14 protein-coding genes are annotated in these 13,827 nt (G+C 42.3%); 1 reads left to right on the top strand and 13 read right to left on the bottom strand.

Annotated features, from left to right (window positions below):
• Positions 1-96: 96 nt before the first annotated feature.
• From serS to gatC, 13 genes are all read right to left on the bottom strand, one after another.
• Positions 97-1,404, bottom strand: coding sequence for a serine--tRNA ligase (serS, locus tag ABU615_RS01575; RefSeq protein ID WP_370389070.1), 1,308 nt, complete (start codon positions 1,402-1,404; stop codon positions 97-99).
• Between the two features lie 91 nt (positions 1,405-1,495).
• Positions 1,496-2,539, bottom strand: a complete 1,044-nt coding sequence (gene trpD, locus ABU615_RS01580; RefSeq protein WP_100152601.1) for an anthranilate phosphoribosyltransferase — start codon at positions 2,537-2,539, stop codon at positions 1,496-1,498.
• 46 nt (positions 2,540-2,585) lie between these two features.
• The gene (locus tag ABU615_RS01585) at positions 2,586-3,155 is read right to left on the bottom strand and encodes an aminodeoxychorismate/anthranilate synthase component II (RefSeq protein WP_367418356.1); all 570 of its coding nucleotides are present in this window, start codon (positions 3,153-3,155) and stop codon (positions 2,586-2,588) included.
• A 57-nt stretch (positions 3,156-3,212) separates the two neighbouring features.
• Positions 3,213-4,856: a phospholipase D family protein gene (locus ABU615_RS01590; protein WP_370389071.1), complete on the bottom strand. Its 1,644-nt coding sequence runs from the start codon at positions 4,854-4,856 to the stop codon at positions 3,213-3,215.
• A 61-nt stretch (positions 4,857-4,917) separates the two neighbouring features.
• Positions 4,918-6,396, bottom strand: a complete 1,479-nt coding sequence (gene ubiD, locus ABU615_RS01595; RefSeq protein WP_100140633.1) for a 4-hydroxy-3-polyprenylbenzoate decarboxylase — start codon at positions 6,394-6,396, stop codon at positions 4,918-4,920.
• Between the two features lie 18 nt (positions 6,397-6,414).
• Entirely contained in the window at positions 6,415-6,990 is a 576-nt protein-coding gene (gene pth, locus ABU615_RS01600; RefSeq protein ID WP_370389072.1) for an aminoacyl-tRNA hydrolase, read from the bottom strand.
• Between the two features lie 55 nt (positions 6,991-7,045).
• Positions 7,046-7,330, bottom strand: coding sequence for an RnfH family protein (locus tag ABU615_RS01605; protein WP_267390352.1), 285 nt, complete (start codon positions 7,328-7,330; stop codon positions 7,046-7,048).
• On the bottom strand, positions 7,320-7,754 hold the full coding sequence (locus tag ABU615_RS01610) for a type II toxin-antitoxin system RatA family toxin (RefSeq protein WP_100140631.1): 435 nt from the start codon (positions 7,752-7,754) through the stop codon (positions 7,320-7,322). The genes ABU615_RS01605 and ABU615_RS01610 overlap by 11 nt, the downstream gene beginning before the upstream one ends.
• A gap of 49 nt (positions 7,755-7,803) precedes the next feature.
• Entirely contained in the window at positions 7,804-8,787 is a 984-nt protein-coding gene (gene holA, locus ABU615_RS01615) for a DNA polymerase III subunit delta (protein ID WP_367488169.1), read from the bottom strand.
• Complete coding sequence (lptE, locus tag ABU615_RS01620) at positions 8,784-9,269, bottom strand: LPS assembly lipoprotein LptE (protein ID WP_367488167.1); 486 nt, start codon at positions 9,267-9,269, stop codon at positions 8,784-8,786. Before lptE ends, holA begins: the two co-directional genes overlap by 4 nt.
• Before the next feature lie 16 nt (positions 9,270-9,285).
• Positions 9,286-10,713: an Asp-tRNA(Asn)/Glu-tRNA(Gln) amidotransferase subunit GatB gene (gatB, locus tag ABU615_RS01625; protein WP_367488164.1), complete on the bottom strand. Its 1,428-nt coding sequence runs from the start codon at positions 10,711-10,713 to the stop codon at positions 9,286-9,288.
• Positions 10,714-10,743: 30 nt separating this feature from the next.
• Complete coding sequence (gene gatA / locus ABU615_RS01630; protein ID WP_370389073.1) at positions 10,744-12,201, bottom strand: Asp-tRNA(Asn)/Glu-tRNA(Gln) amidotransferase subunit GatA; 1,458 nt, start codon at positions 12,199-12,201, stop codon at positions 10,744-10,746.
• Positions 12,202-12,291: 90 nt separating this feature from the next.
• A complete protein-coding gene (gene gatC, locus ABU615_RS01635; protein ID WP_100140626.1) occupies positions 12,292-12,579 on the bottom strand; it encodes an Asp-tRNA(Asn)/Glu-tRNA(Gln) amidotransferase subunit GatC in 288 nt (95 codons plus the stop codon).
• 190 nt (positions 12,580-12,769) lie between these two features.
• On the opposite strand from gatC, the gene ABU615_RS01640 reads away from it, so the two are divergent.
• Entirely contained in the window at positions 12,770-13,807 is a 1,038-nt protein-coding gene (locus tag ABU615_RS01640) for a rod shape-determining protein (protein WP_370389074.1), read from the top strand.
• Positions 13,808-13,827 lie beyond the last annotated feature (20 nt).

Consider the following 13,827-nt stretch of genomic DNA (forward strand, 5'->3'; position numbering starts at 1 on the left):
GGTAATTATACTCGTCTTTACATTAAAGGACAATATATACAGTGGATCAGTTATATTGTCCTTTAAATTTTGATAGAAATATTCAAATTCAATGATTTATAAAGTATCTGCTTGTGCTTTTAATATGCTTTGTCCCCCTAGATAAGGTTGTAAAGCGACAGGAATGTTGATGCTACCATCTTCATTCTGATGATTTTCTAGCACAGCTACTAATGTGCGGCCGACAGCTAAACCGGAACCGTTTAATGTATGCACTAGCTGGTTTTTACCCTCGCTATCTTTAAAGCGCGCTTGCATACGTCGTGCCTGAAAATCTTCACAGTTTGAACAACTGGAAATCTCTCGATAGGTATTCTGTGCAGGTACCCACACTTCTAGATCGTATGTTTTGGCTGCACTGAAGCCCATGTCTCCTGTACATAATACGATTACTCGATAGGGTAATTCCAGAAGCTGAAGTATTTTTTCTGCATGACCAACCATTTCTTCAAGTGCAGCATAAGAATTTTCAGGATACTGAATCTGTACCATTTCTACTTTATCAAACTGGTGCTGTCGTATCAGTCCGCGTGTGTCTTTACCGTATGATCCGGCTTCGGAGCGGAAGCACGGTGAATGTGCGGTTAATTTCTTCGGTAATTCTTCCTTACTCAGAATGCGTTCACGTACGGTATTGGTAAGGGTGATTTCTGCGGTAGAAATCAGATATTGTTCCTGATTGTTTTCTTCTCCGCCGCAAGTAACTTTATACATGTCTTCAGCAAATTTAGGGAGCTGTCCTGTACCTACGAGTATTTCGGGATTAACTATATAAGGGGTGTAATGCTCAACATATCCATGCTTCTGTGTATGAGTATCAAGCATAAATTGTGCTAATGCTCTGTGTAGTCGTGCTATCGGACCACGCATTAATGCAAAACGGGCACCAGACAGTTCTGAAGCTGTTTTAAAGTCTAAGCCTAGTGGTTCGCCAAGATCGACATGGTCTTTAATCTGAAAATCAAATTGCCGTGGTGTACCAACACGTCTGATTTCTACGTTTTCGGTTTCGTTTTTTCCTATTGGTACATCGTCATGAGGAAGGTTGGGTATGGTTAGGATTAAATTATCTATCTGGCTTTGTATATTTTGATAATTCTGATCAGTCTGTTCGAGCTCTGTTTTAATTTTGCCTACTTCGGTCATTACTTCGTTGGCTTCATCATGTTTACCCTGGCTTTTCAAGGCGCCAATCTGTTTGGACAGGCTATTGCGTTTAGCTTGCAGTTCTTCAGTACGAATCTGCAATTGTTTGCGTTGCTGTTCTAGTTGGGTGAATGCTGCAATATCCAGCTGGAAACCACGGGTTTGTAATTTTCGGGCAACTGTGTCTATGTCTTGTCGGAGTATTTGAATGTCTAACATAATATTAATGTGTTTGTTGACGGTTTGTAGCGTTTATTGTAAACGATTAATTGCAGCGACGCAGGGTGAACATCTGCAAGCTTGCTGCATGTTAAGTTTTCTGTATGGCAGCTAATTGTTGTGTTTTCTGAATAAATTCGGTCTGTTTGGTTTTGGCTTTTCCAGAATCAATGGCAGTAATTGCTAAATCCACTGCTTCTTCCAATGAGGTAGTGATATCGGATGCATAAATGGCAGCAGCCGCATTCAAAACGACGATATCACGACAAGGTCCTTTTTCTCCGTTTAATACAGCGTTCATGATATGCAGTGATTCTTCGCTGTTGGCTACTTTAAGGGGTTTCAGGTCTTCGATAACCGGCATGTCGAATTGTGCTGGATGAATATCATATTCCATGATAGTACCGTTTTTCAATTCGGCTACGCGGGTTGTTCCAGTGAGCGTAATTTCATCTAGGCCATCGCTGCCATGAACAACAAGCACATGTTTGCTGCCTAGCTGTTTCAGTACACGTGATAATATACCCACTAAATCTATGTGGAATACACCTAAAACCTGATTTGATGCTTCTGCCGGATTGGTTAGTGGCCCTAAGATGTTAAATACGGTACGTACGCCAAGCGCTCGGCGTACCGGAGCAACATAACGCATGCTGTTGTGATGATTGGGGGCATACATAAATCCGACACCTAGCTGATCAATACATTCGCCTACATGTTCGGGCGTTAGTTCGAGAGCCGCGCCCATGGCTTCGATAATATCGGCAGAACCACTTGAAGAGGATACTGAACGCCCACCATGCTTGGCAACTTTGGCACCTGCTGCGGCTACGACGAACATACTGGTAGTTGAAATATTGAAAGTATGAGCATTGTCGCCTCCGGTACCTACAATATCTACCAAATGATCCCGATGTTGTACGGGTACTTTAGTGGAAAATTCACGCATGACTGTTGCTGCGGCGGCAATTTCAGATACGCTTTCTACTTTGATACGTAAACCAATTAGTATGGCAGCTATGATTTCTGGCGCCACTTCCCCATTCATAATCTGGCGCATTAAGTCGGTCATTTCATCGTAAAATAATTCGTTATTGTCCAGTAGACGGTTTAGAGCCTGTTGCGGCGTAATCATATTTATTCTTTCTAGAGTAGATTTCGTTTTGCAGATTTGATTATGGTTATGGGTGTTGCTCTAAAAAATTTTGTAACATCTGATGGCCATATTCTGTGAGTAAGCCTTCAGGATGAAACTGTACCCCCTCTATTCTAAGGGAGCGGTGTCTGATACCCATAATTTCGTTATCATCTGTCCATGCGGTGATTTCAAGACTGTCTGGTAAAGTTTCTTTTTCTATAACCAGACTATGGTAACGGGTGCAATTTACTGGATTAGGCAGGCCAGTGAACAATGAATTGTTGTGATGATAAACAGGCGAAATTTTACCATGCATTACTTTTTTTGCACGGACTATATTGCCTCCATAAGCAAAGCCAATGGCCTGATGTCCAAGACAAATACCCAGAATAGGGATTTTGCCGCCGAAATGATGGATAGTGGCTACTGATATTCCTGCCTCTTTCGGTGTACAGGGACCTGGGCCGATGACAATTTTATTTGGAGCTAAGGATTCTATATCTTTCAGAGTTATTTCATCATTGTTTTTAACGGTTATTGTTTCACCTAGCTGACCAAGGTATTGCACGATGTTGTAGGTGAAACTATCGTAATTGTCGATAAATAGCAGCATTAGCTTTACCTTGTATTTTTGAGTGTTAATTGAGATTAGATAATTTTAGTTAAGGTCTTAAAGCAAGCTTTCCAATGGTAACCATGATAGTATTTTTACCCAAGCACGTTTCCACACACTGGTATCTGGGTCATGATGATAAACCCTGATTTGATTTTTGTCGTTATTTTTCAACCATTCTAGTTTTCCCTCAGGTGAGAGTTTTACTTGATAAGTCACGTCTGGTAATGCCTCATTGATGGCCTGATTCATATATTGTGCCATTTCGGGTGATTGAATAACAACACCCATTTCGGTGTTGAGTCTGGCGGAACGTGGGTCAAAGTTCAGGGAACCGATATAAAGCTGTTGTCCATCTATAGTAAATGTTTTGGCATGAAGACTGGATTCAGAATTACCTGTAAATGCCCTGTCTCGGTGACCTTTGATAAAACCCTGATTTTTCAGTTCGTATATTTCAACACCTTCTTTTAATAAAGGAATACGGTAGCGGGAATAGCCGGAATGAACTACTGGTACATCTGTTGCAGCCAGTGAGTTGGTAAGAATTCTGATTTTTACCCCTTCTTCTCTGAGCTTTTGCAGATATTTTAGACCCGTTTGAGTTGGTACAAAATAAGGAGTTATAACCAGTAAATCTTTTTGTGGTTCAACAACTGATGCGGCAAGTGCATTCAGAGTTAAACTGGCTTTTTCATATTTTATGACAGGTTGATGATTGGTATCTTTTATATCTGAAGCAATTACAAGACCTGTCTCGATATTTTGCTTAGCTGTTTCCTTTTTACTTTTAGGTAATGCTTTTTCTGGATTGTCACTTACTAAAATTAAATGTGCCCACTGGTAATCAAGTGAGCCATCTAGTAAGCGATTGACGAAATTGTCACGATTATAGGCATTGTCATAGCTATCTGCACGCAAACGGTTGAAACTACGCCGCTTAAATACTGTCATACTAGGTTGAAGTTTGTTGCGTCTGTGAACTATGCTGCTAAAATCATATGCAGATGCACTGTTCCAATAGCGATCGAAATTATTAGAAACCTGATTGACGATAGGACCTATGGCGAGAATATCCAAGTCAACAAACAACGTACCTTTTCCCATATCGAAATACTCATCACCGATATTACGCCCACCAAGAATGGTAGCCTGATTATCTGCAGTGATGGATTTGTTGTGCATGCGTCGGTTTAATCGCGCAAAGTCGGTAATGTAACTTAAAGCGCGCCAGTGCCTATGGATAAAAGGATTAAATAATCGGATTTCGATATTAGGCTCCTGATTGAGAGCCGTGAGAACTTTATCCAGCCCTACAGTGTTATTGTCGTCCAACAGTAGACGGACATGTACACCTCGCTGAGCAGCTAAGACAAGTTCGTGGAATAATAGCTGCCCAGATGTGTCATTGCGCCATATGTAATACTGAACATCCAAACTTTTCTCAGCTGCACGTATCAAGGCAACACGTGCTGCAAAGGCTTCATGGCCATCATCAAGTGGGTATATACCCGAAAATCCCGGATGCTGGCTAACAAGAGAAGCATTTGCATAAGCTAATGAAGTTGGGATATCGGCTGCAACATGAGTTTCTGTTGTTCGTCCCTGAAGTGACGGTAATGTCTGACAGGCAGTTAATATAAAAAGTGTGCACAGTTTGAAACAGATAGTACAGATTTGATTAAATATCTTACTATTCATGTGCATACCATATGTTGATTATGCTGCTAAATTTTTTAAACTGCATGGAGCCAATAGCAATTTATAAACCTAAATCTTGCCATATTGAATCGATTTTGGCTATGGTTGTTGCATCTTTACGTATCACTTTGCCCCATTCACGGTTGGTTTCTCCTTGCCATTTATTGGTAGCATCCAATCCCATCTTACCTCCTAGACCACTGATGGGGCTGGCAAAATCGAGATAATCTATTGGTGTATGATCGATTAGTGTTGTGTCCCGTACGGGATCCATGCGAGTGGTAATAGCCCAAATGACTTCTTTCCAGTCACGTATGTTGATATCATCATCCACAACAATTATGTATTTGGTATACATAAATTGCCGCAAATAGCTCCAACATCCCATCATGACCCTTTTGGCATGTCCAGCATATTGTTTTTTCATGCTGACAATAGCCATACGATAAGAACATCCTTCGGGAGGAAGATAAAAATCAATTATTTCAGGAAACTGCTTTTGTAATAGAGGAATAAATACTTCATTTAAGGCAACGCCTAAAACAGCAGGCTCATCTGGCGGTTTGCCAGTGTAGGTGCTGTGGTAGATAGCATTTTCACGCATAGTGATACGTTCTACGGTGAAAACTGGAAAATAATCCTGTTCATTGTAATAACCCGTGTGATCTCCATATGGGCCTTCCAGCGCTATTTCATCTTGCTGTATCACGCCTTCAAGCACAATTTCTGCTCTGGCTGGTACATGTAAATCGTTACCAATGCATTTTACTAGTTCGGTACGTGAACCTCTTAATAATCCGGCAAACTGATATTCGCTCAAGCTGTCTGGTACGGGAGTAACTGCTCCCAGTATGGTGGCCGGATCACAGCCAAGTACAACTGATACAGGATAAGGCTTATGAGGATATTTTTGTTTAAATGCCTGAAAATCAAGTGCTCCACCACGGTGTGCTAGCCAGCGCATAATGAGTTTGTTTTTTCCCAGTAATTGCTGTCGGTAAATACCAAGATTCTGACGTTTTTTGTCCGGTCCGCGGGTGACGGTTAATCCCCATGTTATGAGTGGCGCTGCATCTTCTGGCCAGCATTTCTGAATAGGAAGCTGCGTTAAATCGACGGCATCTCCTTCAAGAATGATTTCCTGACAGAGTGCTTTTTTTGTGATATGTGGCGCCATACTCCATAAATCTTTGAGTAAAGGAAGTTTGGCAAAGGCGTCTTTAATACCTTTGGGCGGTTCAGGCTCTTTCAAATAAGCTAGAGTTTTGCCTATCTCTCTTAATTGAGCAGTACTTTCTGCGCCCATACCCATGGCCACTCGCTCTGCTGTGCCAAACAAATTGGCTAAAACCGGAAAATTATATGGTTTTCCTGACTGACTGACTGTTTTTTCAAACAGCAAAGCCGGCCCTTGTTTGTGTAATACCCGATCTGCTATTTCGGTTATTTCCAGATATGGTGATACAGGGATCTGAACCCGTTTTAATAGCTGCTGCTGCTCGAGCATGGCAATGAATTCTCGTAAATCACGGTATTTCATTACTTTAACTTTCAAAATTCATTTACTGTGTAATCGTTGTTGTACGCTACTGTATTCGCCTTCAAGTAGTAAAGGCATAGCTGTCAGTGACTTTTGAATTGCTTCATTGATTAAGTTTTGTTCCTGGGCTTGTGGTTTATGCAATACATAGCTGACAACAAGGTTACGGTCGCCGGGATGGCCGATGCCAAGGCGTAAGCGATAAAAATCTGGGCTGCCAAGCCACGCCTGAATATCTTTTAAGCCGTTGTGACCACCATTGCTACCACCTTGTTTGAATCTTACCTGTCCGCAAGGTATGTCAAGCTCATCATGAACTACTAAAATTTCTGCAGGTGTAATTTTATAAAATTTTGCCAGCGCCAGAACAGAAGTGCCTGATTTATTCATGTATGTAAATGGCTTTAATAGCCAGATTTCTCTATTAGGCTGATTAACTCGTGCGATTTGTCCAAAAAATTTTTTTTCTTCTCTGAAACTGGTTTTCCATAATCTGGCCAGTTCATCGACAAAATCAAAACCGATGTTGTGACGTGTATGTTCATACTCTGTGCCCGGATTGCCCAGACCTACTATGAGCCGTATTTGGGACATAGATTTTCCTTAGAATGTTTTGCAAGTAAGATAATTAAATACAAGAAAAAACGGATTACTTTTTTTGTTGTGCTTTACGACGTCTATTTTCTTTTGGGTCGATAAGTAATGGCTGGTAAACTTCTATGCGATCCCAGTTGCACAGGATGTAATCATCTTTAATTTTTTTGCCAAATACACCTATAGGGGCTGTACGAAAATCAATTTGTGGAAATTGTTGTGGCAGATCTGATTCTAATAATGCCTGACGTGCTGTGGTTCCCGCTGCGACTTTACCTTGCCATAGATGCTGACATTCAGATGTTGCGTACACGGCTTCAACCATAATATCAGTCATCATAGCGTCTGTCGGCTTCCTGAATAAATGCATCTACTAGTGTAGTAGCTATATGGTTGAAAACAGGTCCAATTAGTGCTGAAAGTACGGCACTAGAAAATTCATATTCCAAGCGAAAATCAATTTTACAGCCTAAATTATCGATAGGGGTAAACTGCCAGAAACCTTCTAGCCGGCGAAACGGGCCGTTAAGCAAACTCATTTGTATTTTGTGAGGTCTGTGATTGATATTCCGAGTAGCAAAGGATTGGCGTATTTTCATGTAATCCATATGCAACACTGCTTCAAGTGAATGTTCATCTCTTTTTAAAATTTCTGTTCGATTACACCATGGCAAAAACTGAGGATAATCTTCAACGTTATTGACTAGATCAAATATGTGCTCGGCACTATGGAGTACTAAAACGCTTTTTTCAACTGTTTTCATTTTTTGTCACATTTATTGCGATATGGAAGAGAATTAGTTTGCATGGTAATCAAGCTGTCAAAGTCAGAAACAGGTGCTTAACTTCAGACCATGCATCACCCTCTTCCACACCTTTGATTTGTCTGTCGATGTGCGCACATGTCTGCAAAGCGCCTAGTAAACGTTTTACACCAATGCGTTTGGCTGCCAGCGGAGCCAGAGTCTGTTTTTCTCCCCATAAGCGCAGGCTTTGGCGTAATTCGCTGAGGGGTTTTCCTTGTTTTTGTGCTGCCAGTAAGCGTAATAAGGTACGGATGTCCTCACTGATTACCCATAAAAGTAATACTGGTTCATTGCTCTCTGCTGCCAGTCCATCAAGCAGTCGTACCATCCTTTCGGAATTGCCACTCATCCATGCAGCTGATAGCTGAAATACATCAAATCGCGCCACGTTTGCCACTGCAGCTTGTGCTTCAGGCAGTGTAACAATATGACCAGCAGGATGAATGAGTACAATTTTGTCAATTTCCTGTTTTGCCGCTAGAAGATTACCTTCCACTTTTTCGGCAAATAGTGCTAAAGCATCGTTGTCGATGCTAAGCTTTTCTTCAGCTAAGCGTTTTTTTATCCATTGAGGTAAAGCTGTCTGGCTGACTGCTTTGGCTTCAAAGACTTGAGCGACTTTAGCCCAGCTCGCAAACCATTTACTCTGTATTTGTGTACGTTCCAGTTTAGGCAATATCAGCATCAGACAAGTGCTTTCCGGTAGATGCTCAGCAAGTTGCTGTAGTATTGCCGCACCTTCTTTGCCAGGTTTGCCAGATGGCAAATGTATTTCCAATAGTTTTTTATCAGCAAATAAACCTACAGATTGTACTGAAGCCAATAGAGATGACCAATCAAAGCCGGATTCAATTATGACGACTTCACGCTCAGAATAATGCTGCTCACGTGCGCCGGTTCTAATCTTGTCTATAGTCTCTAGCCGCAATAAATCTTCTTCACCATGAATCAGATATGCTGCGGCCAGAGGATGGATAGATATTTCACTCATTCTGTGGTATTGACGGGAAGAAAAGCCAAACGCCGCACTATTTGTTCTGCTGCATCGGTACGCATGTCATGCCAAATCATGTTTTGCTCGTTTTCTTTTGCCAGCACTTCATGATCAGAATAATCCATATAACGATTTACAGTTACTTGAATCGGATCTCCTAATGGCAGGTCGTGGCGATAAGCTTGTACCGTAACGTTCAGTGATAACAAATATTCACTGGCTCCACCGGACAAGTCTACAGAAGATGTAGTTGAATCCTGAGTAGCAGCAATTACTTTTACGACCACATCTGGCTGTTCGGTATCAACAACAACATCTGGCTGACGCCGCAATACTACTTCTAATGCCCGTTGCATACTACCACCATCAATTTTCCAGCTGTGATAGGGCAAAGGTGTATCAAATGCGGATGTGCCTTTCAGATGAAAGCCACAGCCGGACAATGCAAATAAGATAGTCAGTACCAGCCATTTTTTCATATCTAATCCTTTACGCTTAAGCCAGTTTGCTGCGTAATAAAGTTTGCACCTGCTGCGGGTTGGCTTTGCCGCGTGAAGCTTTCATTACTTGACCTACTAAAGCGTTGAATGCTTTTTCTTTACCTGATTTAAATTCTTCAACAGATTTCTGATTTTTAGCAAGCACTTCATCGATGATTTGTTCTATAGCGCCGATATCTGTCATTTGTTTCAGGCCATCACGCTCAATAATGGCATCAGCAGACAGATTACTGTCCCACATGGTTTCAAAAACCTGTTTAGCTAATTTGTTACTTAAGATATTATCTGCAATCCGGTTAGTCAGTCCAGCTAGACGCTCGGCACTGATCGGACTGGCTGATATGTCAATTCCGGCTTTATTCAGCGCAGCCGCAAGTTCTCCAAGCATCCAGTTGGCTACAAGTTTGCCATGCCCCCCTATTTTTGCAGCCTGCTCAAACCAGCTGGCCTGAATATGGTTGCTGGTTAATAAGCGTGCATCATAGTCAGAAATGCCATATTGCTCTATGAAGCGTGCAGCCATTTCTTTTGGTAGCTCAGGCATGGAGGCTTTGGCCGTTTCCAGCATTGTATCTGTAATTACAATCGGCAATAAGTCTGGATCTGGAAAGTAACGGTAGTCATGAGCATCTTCTTTGCTGCGCATTGCACGTGTTTCCCCCTTATTGGGGTCAAACAGGCGAGTCTGCTGTATAACTTTGCCTCCGTCTTCAATCAATTCGATTTGCCGTTCAACTTCGTAATTGATGGCCTGCTCCAGAAAGCGGAAAGAATTCAGATTTTTAATTTCACAACGTGTTCCGAATTCAGCCTGTCCTTTAGGGCGTACTGATACATTGGCATCAATACGAAATGAACCTTCTGCCATATTGCCATCACAAATATCTAGCCATGTAACTAAGCTATGCATTGCTCTAGCATAGGCAACGGCATCGGCAGCGGAACGCATTTCAGGTTCGGAAACTACCTCTAGCAAAGGTGTACCGGCACGATTTAAATCAATGCCGGTATAGTGTTCGAATTCATCATGTACAGATTTGCCAGCATCTTCTTCCATATGCGCTCTGGTTACGTTGATGGTTTTAACTTCATCACCTACTACGATTTCCAGCTGCCCATGCTCTACTATCGGTAAATCTAACTGACTGATCTGATAGCCTTTTGGTAGATCAGGGTAAAAATAGTTTTTCCGGTCAAATACATTTTTCCTGTTAATCGTGGCATTCAATGCCAAACCAAGCTTGATGGCTTTATTTACTACTTCGCGATTCATTACTGGTAAGGCGCCGGGCAAGGCACAATCTACTACATTTGCCTGAACATTTGGCGCTGCACCAAAAGCAGTAGAAGAACCACTAAAAATTTTGGATTGTGTATTTAGCTGAACATGGATTTCCAGACCGATTACAGTTTCCCAATTCATTCTGTTTTCTTTCAATTCGTATACTGGCTGTTATTGTGCAAATGGTGTTCTGGTATGCCAGTCACTATGTTGCTGTATTTGATGTGCAATTCCAAGCAGGCGGCTTTCGGCGAAATAGTTACCGATGAGCTGTACTCCCACAGGCAGTCCACTGGTGGTTTGACCGGCGGGTAAGGCGATGCCCGGCAATCCTGCTAAGTTAAGTGAGACAGTGTATATATCAGAAAGATACATTTGCACTGGATCGTTACTGTGGCTGCTTAGTTTCGGTGCAGCAGTAGGTGCTACCGGAGCCAAGATAATATCGCATTGATTAAGTACAGCTTGAAAGTCGTTGGCAACCATACGACGTAGTTTTTGTGCTTTAAGATAATAGGCATCATAGTAACCATGTGATAATACATAGGTACCAATCATGATGCGCCGTTTTACTTCATCACCAAAGCCTTCAGCACGGCTTTTACTGTACATTTCATCTAAATTGCTGAATTCTTTTGCTCGGTATCCGTAACGAACACCATCATACCGAGATAAATTGGTACTGGCCTCTGCTGATGCCAAAACGTAATAAGCCGGAATGGATAATTCAGTATGCGGCAAAGAGACATCAATAATTTCTGCCCCTTGTTTTTTCAGTATATTTAAAACTTCCTCAATGGATGAATGTACTTGTGAATCAAGCCCTTCTCCAAAAAATTCTCGTGGCAGCCCTATTTTTATACCCTGAAGCGGACGGTTTAAATCTCGAGTGTAGTCTTCCTTATCACGCTCTATACTGGTGGAATCCCGTTCATCAAAACCGGCCATGCTGTTTAGTAGCAAAGCGCAGTCTTCAGCGGTTTGTGCCATTGGGCCGGCCTGATCAAAACTGGAAGCATAAGCCACCATGCCAAAGCGGCTGATGACACCATAAGTAGGTTTCAGACCAGTGATGCCGCAATGAGCTGCCGGTTGACGGATAGAACCACCAGTATCTGAACCTAATGCTGCTGGTGCCAGTCGCGCCGCAACAGCAGCGGCAGATCCACCGGAGGAACCACCAGGAACATGATCATGCTGCCAAGGGTTTTTGGTAATGCCATAATGTGAGGTCTCAGTAGTTGAACCCATGGCAAACTCATCCATATTGGTTCGACCCAGTGTGACCATACCTGCATCCAGCAAATTCTGTACTACAGTGGCGGTATAGGGGGCAGTAAAATTATCCAGCATTTTGCTGGCACACGCGCTGCGCCAGCCTTGCTGGCAAAAAATATCTTTGTAGGCTATGGGTACACCTGTCAATACACTGGCTGAACCTTGTGCCAAACGGTTATCGGCAACTTTGGCCTCTGTAAGAGTACGTTCTTTATCCAGCGTAATATAGGCATTCAGGCTGGGATTATCCGCTGCAATGGCTGCTAGGTATTCCTGTGCCAACTCGCTTGCTGAAGCCTGTTTGCTTTGCAGTAAATCACTGCATTGTTTCAATGTGTAGTTTTTGGGCATGGTGGTCAGATAATGTTCAAACAGTGTGATAAGAAGCTGTCTGTGATAATTTCAAAAATTAAAGATATGGCTTAATTGGCAAATCTGAACTTATTCGATTACTTTAGGTACAAGGTACATATCTTTGTCGACCAAAGGTGCACAAGATTGTATAGCCTGATGCTGATCAGTTTCAGTCACGATGTCATTGCGTAAACGTAATGCGAGTTCATGAGGATGTGCCATCGGTTCAACTTCGTTTGTATCGACTTCCTGCATTTTTTCGACCAGTTCGAATACATGATTAAGTTCTGCCAGCATATTATTTCGCTCAGCTTCTGAAAGACTCAAGCGAGAGAGGCGTGCGAGCTTATCTACATCACTTAGTGTTAAAGCCATCAAAAATCCTTAAATTTGATTTAGCAAAACGAGCAAACTGCGGTATCATTGCGCGTTCTGATTCGGTTTTTACATAGTCAGGAATTATAACCGAAATCCCTATTCTATGGCGCATTGATTTGCTTTGGTTAATGTGTCAAACAACTGCTTTTGCCATACTGATAATTTTAAAGTTCATTAGGACAGCCCCATGTTTCGCTTTTTTACCAAATATTTATCCAATGATCTGGCTATTGATCTTGGTACAGCTAACACTCTGATTTTTATTAAAAATAAAGGCATAGTATTGAACGAGCCATCTGTGGTGGCGGTACAGAACGATACGATAAATGCCAAAAACGGCATGCTGGCTGTGGGAACGGCGGCAAAAAAAATGCTGGGCCGCACACCGGGTAGCATTCAAGCAATCAGACCGATGAAAGATGGTGTGATAGCTGACTTTAATGTTACTGAAAAGATGCTGAAGCAGTTTATAAAAAAAGTGAACAATAGCCGTTTTACTGCTCCGCGTATCGTAATCTGTGTACCTTGCGGTTCTACTCAGGTTGAGCGCAAGGCTATTCGTGATTCTGCTCTGGCAGCGGGTGCATCTATCGTAAACCTGATTGAAGAACCGATGGCTGCAGCGATTGGTGCCGGTTTGCCGATCGAAGAACCAACAGGTTCTATGGTGGTGGATATTGGTGGTGGCACTACTGAAGTGGGGGTAATTTCGTTATCCGGCGTGGTGTATTCCCACTCTATCCGTGTGGGTGGTGATGCGTTTGATGATGCCATTATCAATTATGTGCGCCGCAATTATGGCATGTTGATTGGTGAATCAACTGCTGAGGAAATTAAGAAAAATATCGGTTCTGCTTTCCCCGGGATGGAAGTTAAAGAAATTGAAGTTAAAGGACGCAATCTTGCTGAAGGTATTCCGCGCGCCTTTACAATTAGTTCTAATGAAGTGCTAGAAGCGCTGACAGAACCATTAAATCAAATTGTGCAGGCCGTTAAAAATGCTCTGGAACAAACACCTCCAGAATTAGGTGCAGATATTGCCGATCGTGGTCTGGTATTAACTGGCGGCGGTGCTTTGCTGAAAGGGCTTGACCGATTGCTATCAGAAGAAACCGGTCTGCCAGTTATGATTGCAGATGATCCTCTTACCTGTGTTGCCCGCGGTTCTGGCCATGCGCTAGATATGATTGGTAAGATGAATTCTGTATTTGTATCTAATCCTTAAATGCCGTAATTTTTGTTCAA

This window comes from Snodgrassella alvi, assembly GCF_040741455.2.
In the GTDB taxonomy this organism is placed as follows: Bacteria; Pseudomonadota; Gammaproteobacteria; order Burkholderiales; family Neisseriaceae; genus Snodgrassella; species Snodgrassella alvi_E.

Bases quoted from the DNA above. Each gene is read 5' to 3' on its own strand.
- trpD (WP_100152601.1), bottom strand. From the start codon at position 2,539: ATGATTACGCCGCAACAGGCTCTAAACCGTCTACTGGACAATAACGAA.
- ABU615_RS01605 (WP_267390352.1), bottom strand. From the start codon at position 7,330: ATGATGACTGATATTATGGTTGAAGCCGTGTACGCAACATCTGAATGT.
- gatB (WP_367488164.1), bottom strand. From the start codon at position 10,713: ATGAATTGGGAAACTGTAATCGGTCTGGAAATCCATGTTCAGCTAAAT.
- ABU615_RS01610 (WP_100140631.1), bottom strand. From the start codon at position 7,754: ATGAAAACAGTTGAAAAAAGCGTTTTAGTACTCCATAGTGCCGAGCAC.
- gatC (WP_100140626.1), bottom strand. From the start codon at position 12,579: ATGGCTTTAACACTAAGTGATGTAGATAAGCTCGCACGCCTCTCTCGC.
- gatA (WP_370389073.1), bottom strand. From the start codon at position 12,201: ATGCCCAAAAACTACACATTGAAACAATGCAGTGATTTACTGCAAAGC.
- ABU615_RS01585 (WP_367418356.1), bottom strand. From the start codon at position 3,155: ATGCTGCTATTTATCGACAATTACGATAGTTTCACCTACAACATCGTG.
- serS (WP_370389070.1), bottom strand. From the start codon at position 1,404: ATGTTAGACATTCAAATACTCCGACAAGACATAGACACAGTTGCCCGA.
- holA (WP_367488169.1), bottom strand. From the start codon at position 8,787: ATGAGTGAAATATCTATCCATCCTCTGGCCGCAGCATATCTGATTCAT.
- ABU615_RS01590 (WP_370389071.1), bottom strand. From the start codon at position 4,856: ATGAATAGTAAGATATTTAATCAAATCTGTACTATCTGTTTCAAACTG.
- lptE (WP_367488167.1), bottom strand. From the start codon at position 9,269: ATGAAAAAATGGCTGGTACTGACTATCTTATTTGCATTGTCCGGCTGT.
- ubiD (WP_100140633.1), bottom strand. From the start codon at position 6,396: ATGAAATACCGTGATTTACGAGAATTCATTGCCATGCTCGAGCAGCAG.
- pth (WP_370389072.1), bottom strand. From the start codon at position 6,990: ATGTCCCAAATACGGCTCATAGTAGGTCTGGGCAATCCGGGCACAGAG.
- ABU615_RS01640 (WP_370389074.1), top strand. From the start codon at position 12,770: ATGTTTCGCTTTTTTACCAAATATTTATCCAATGATCTGGCTATTGAT.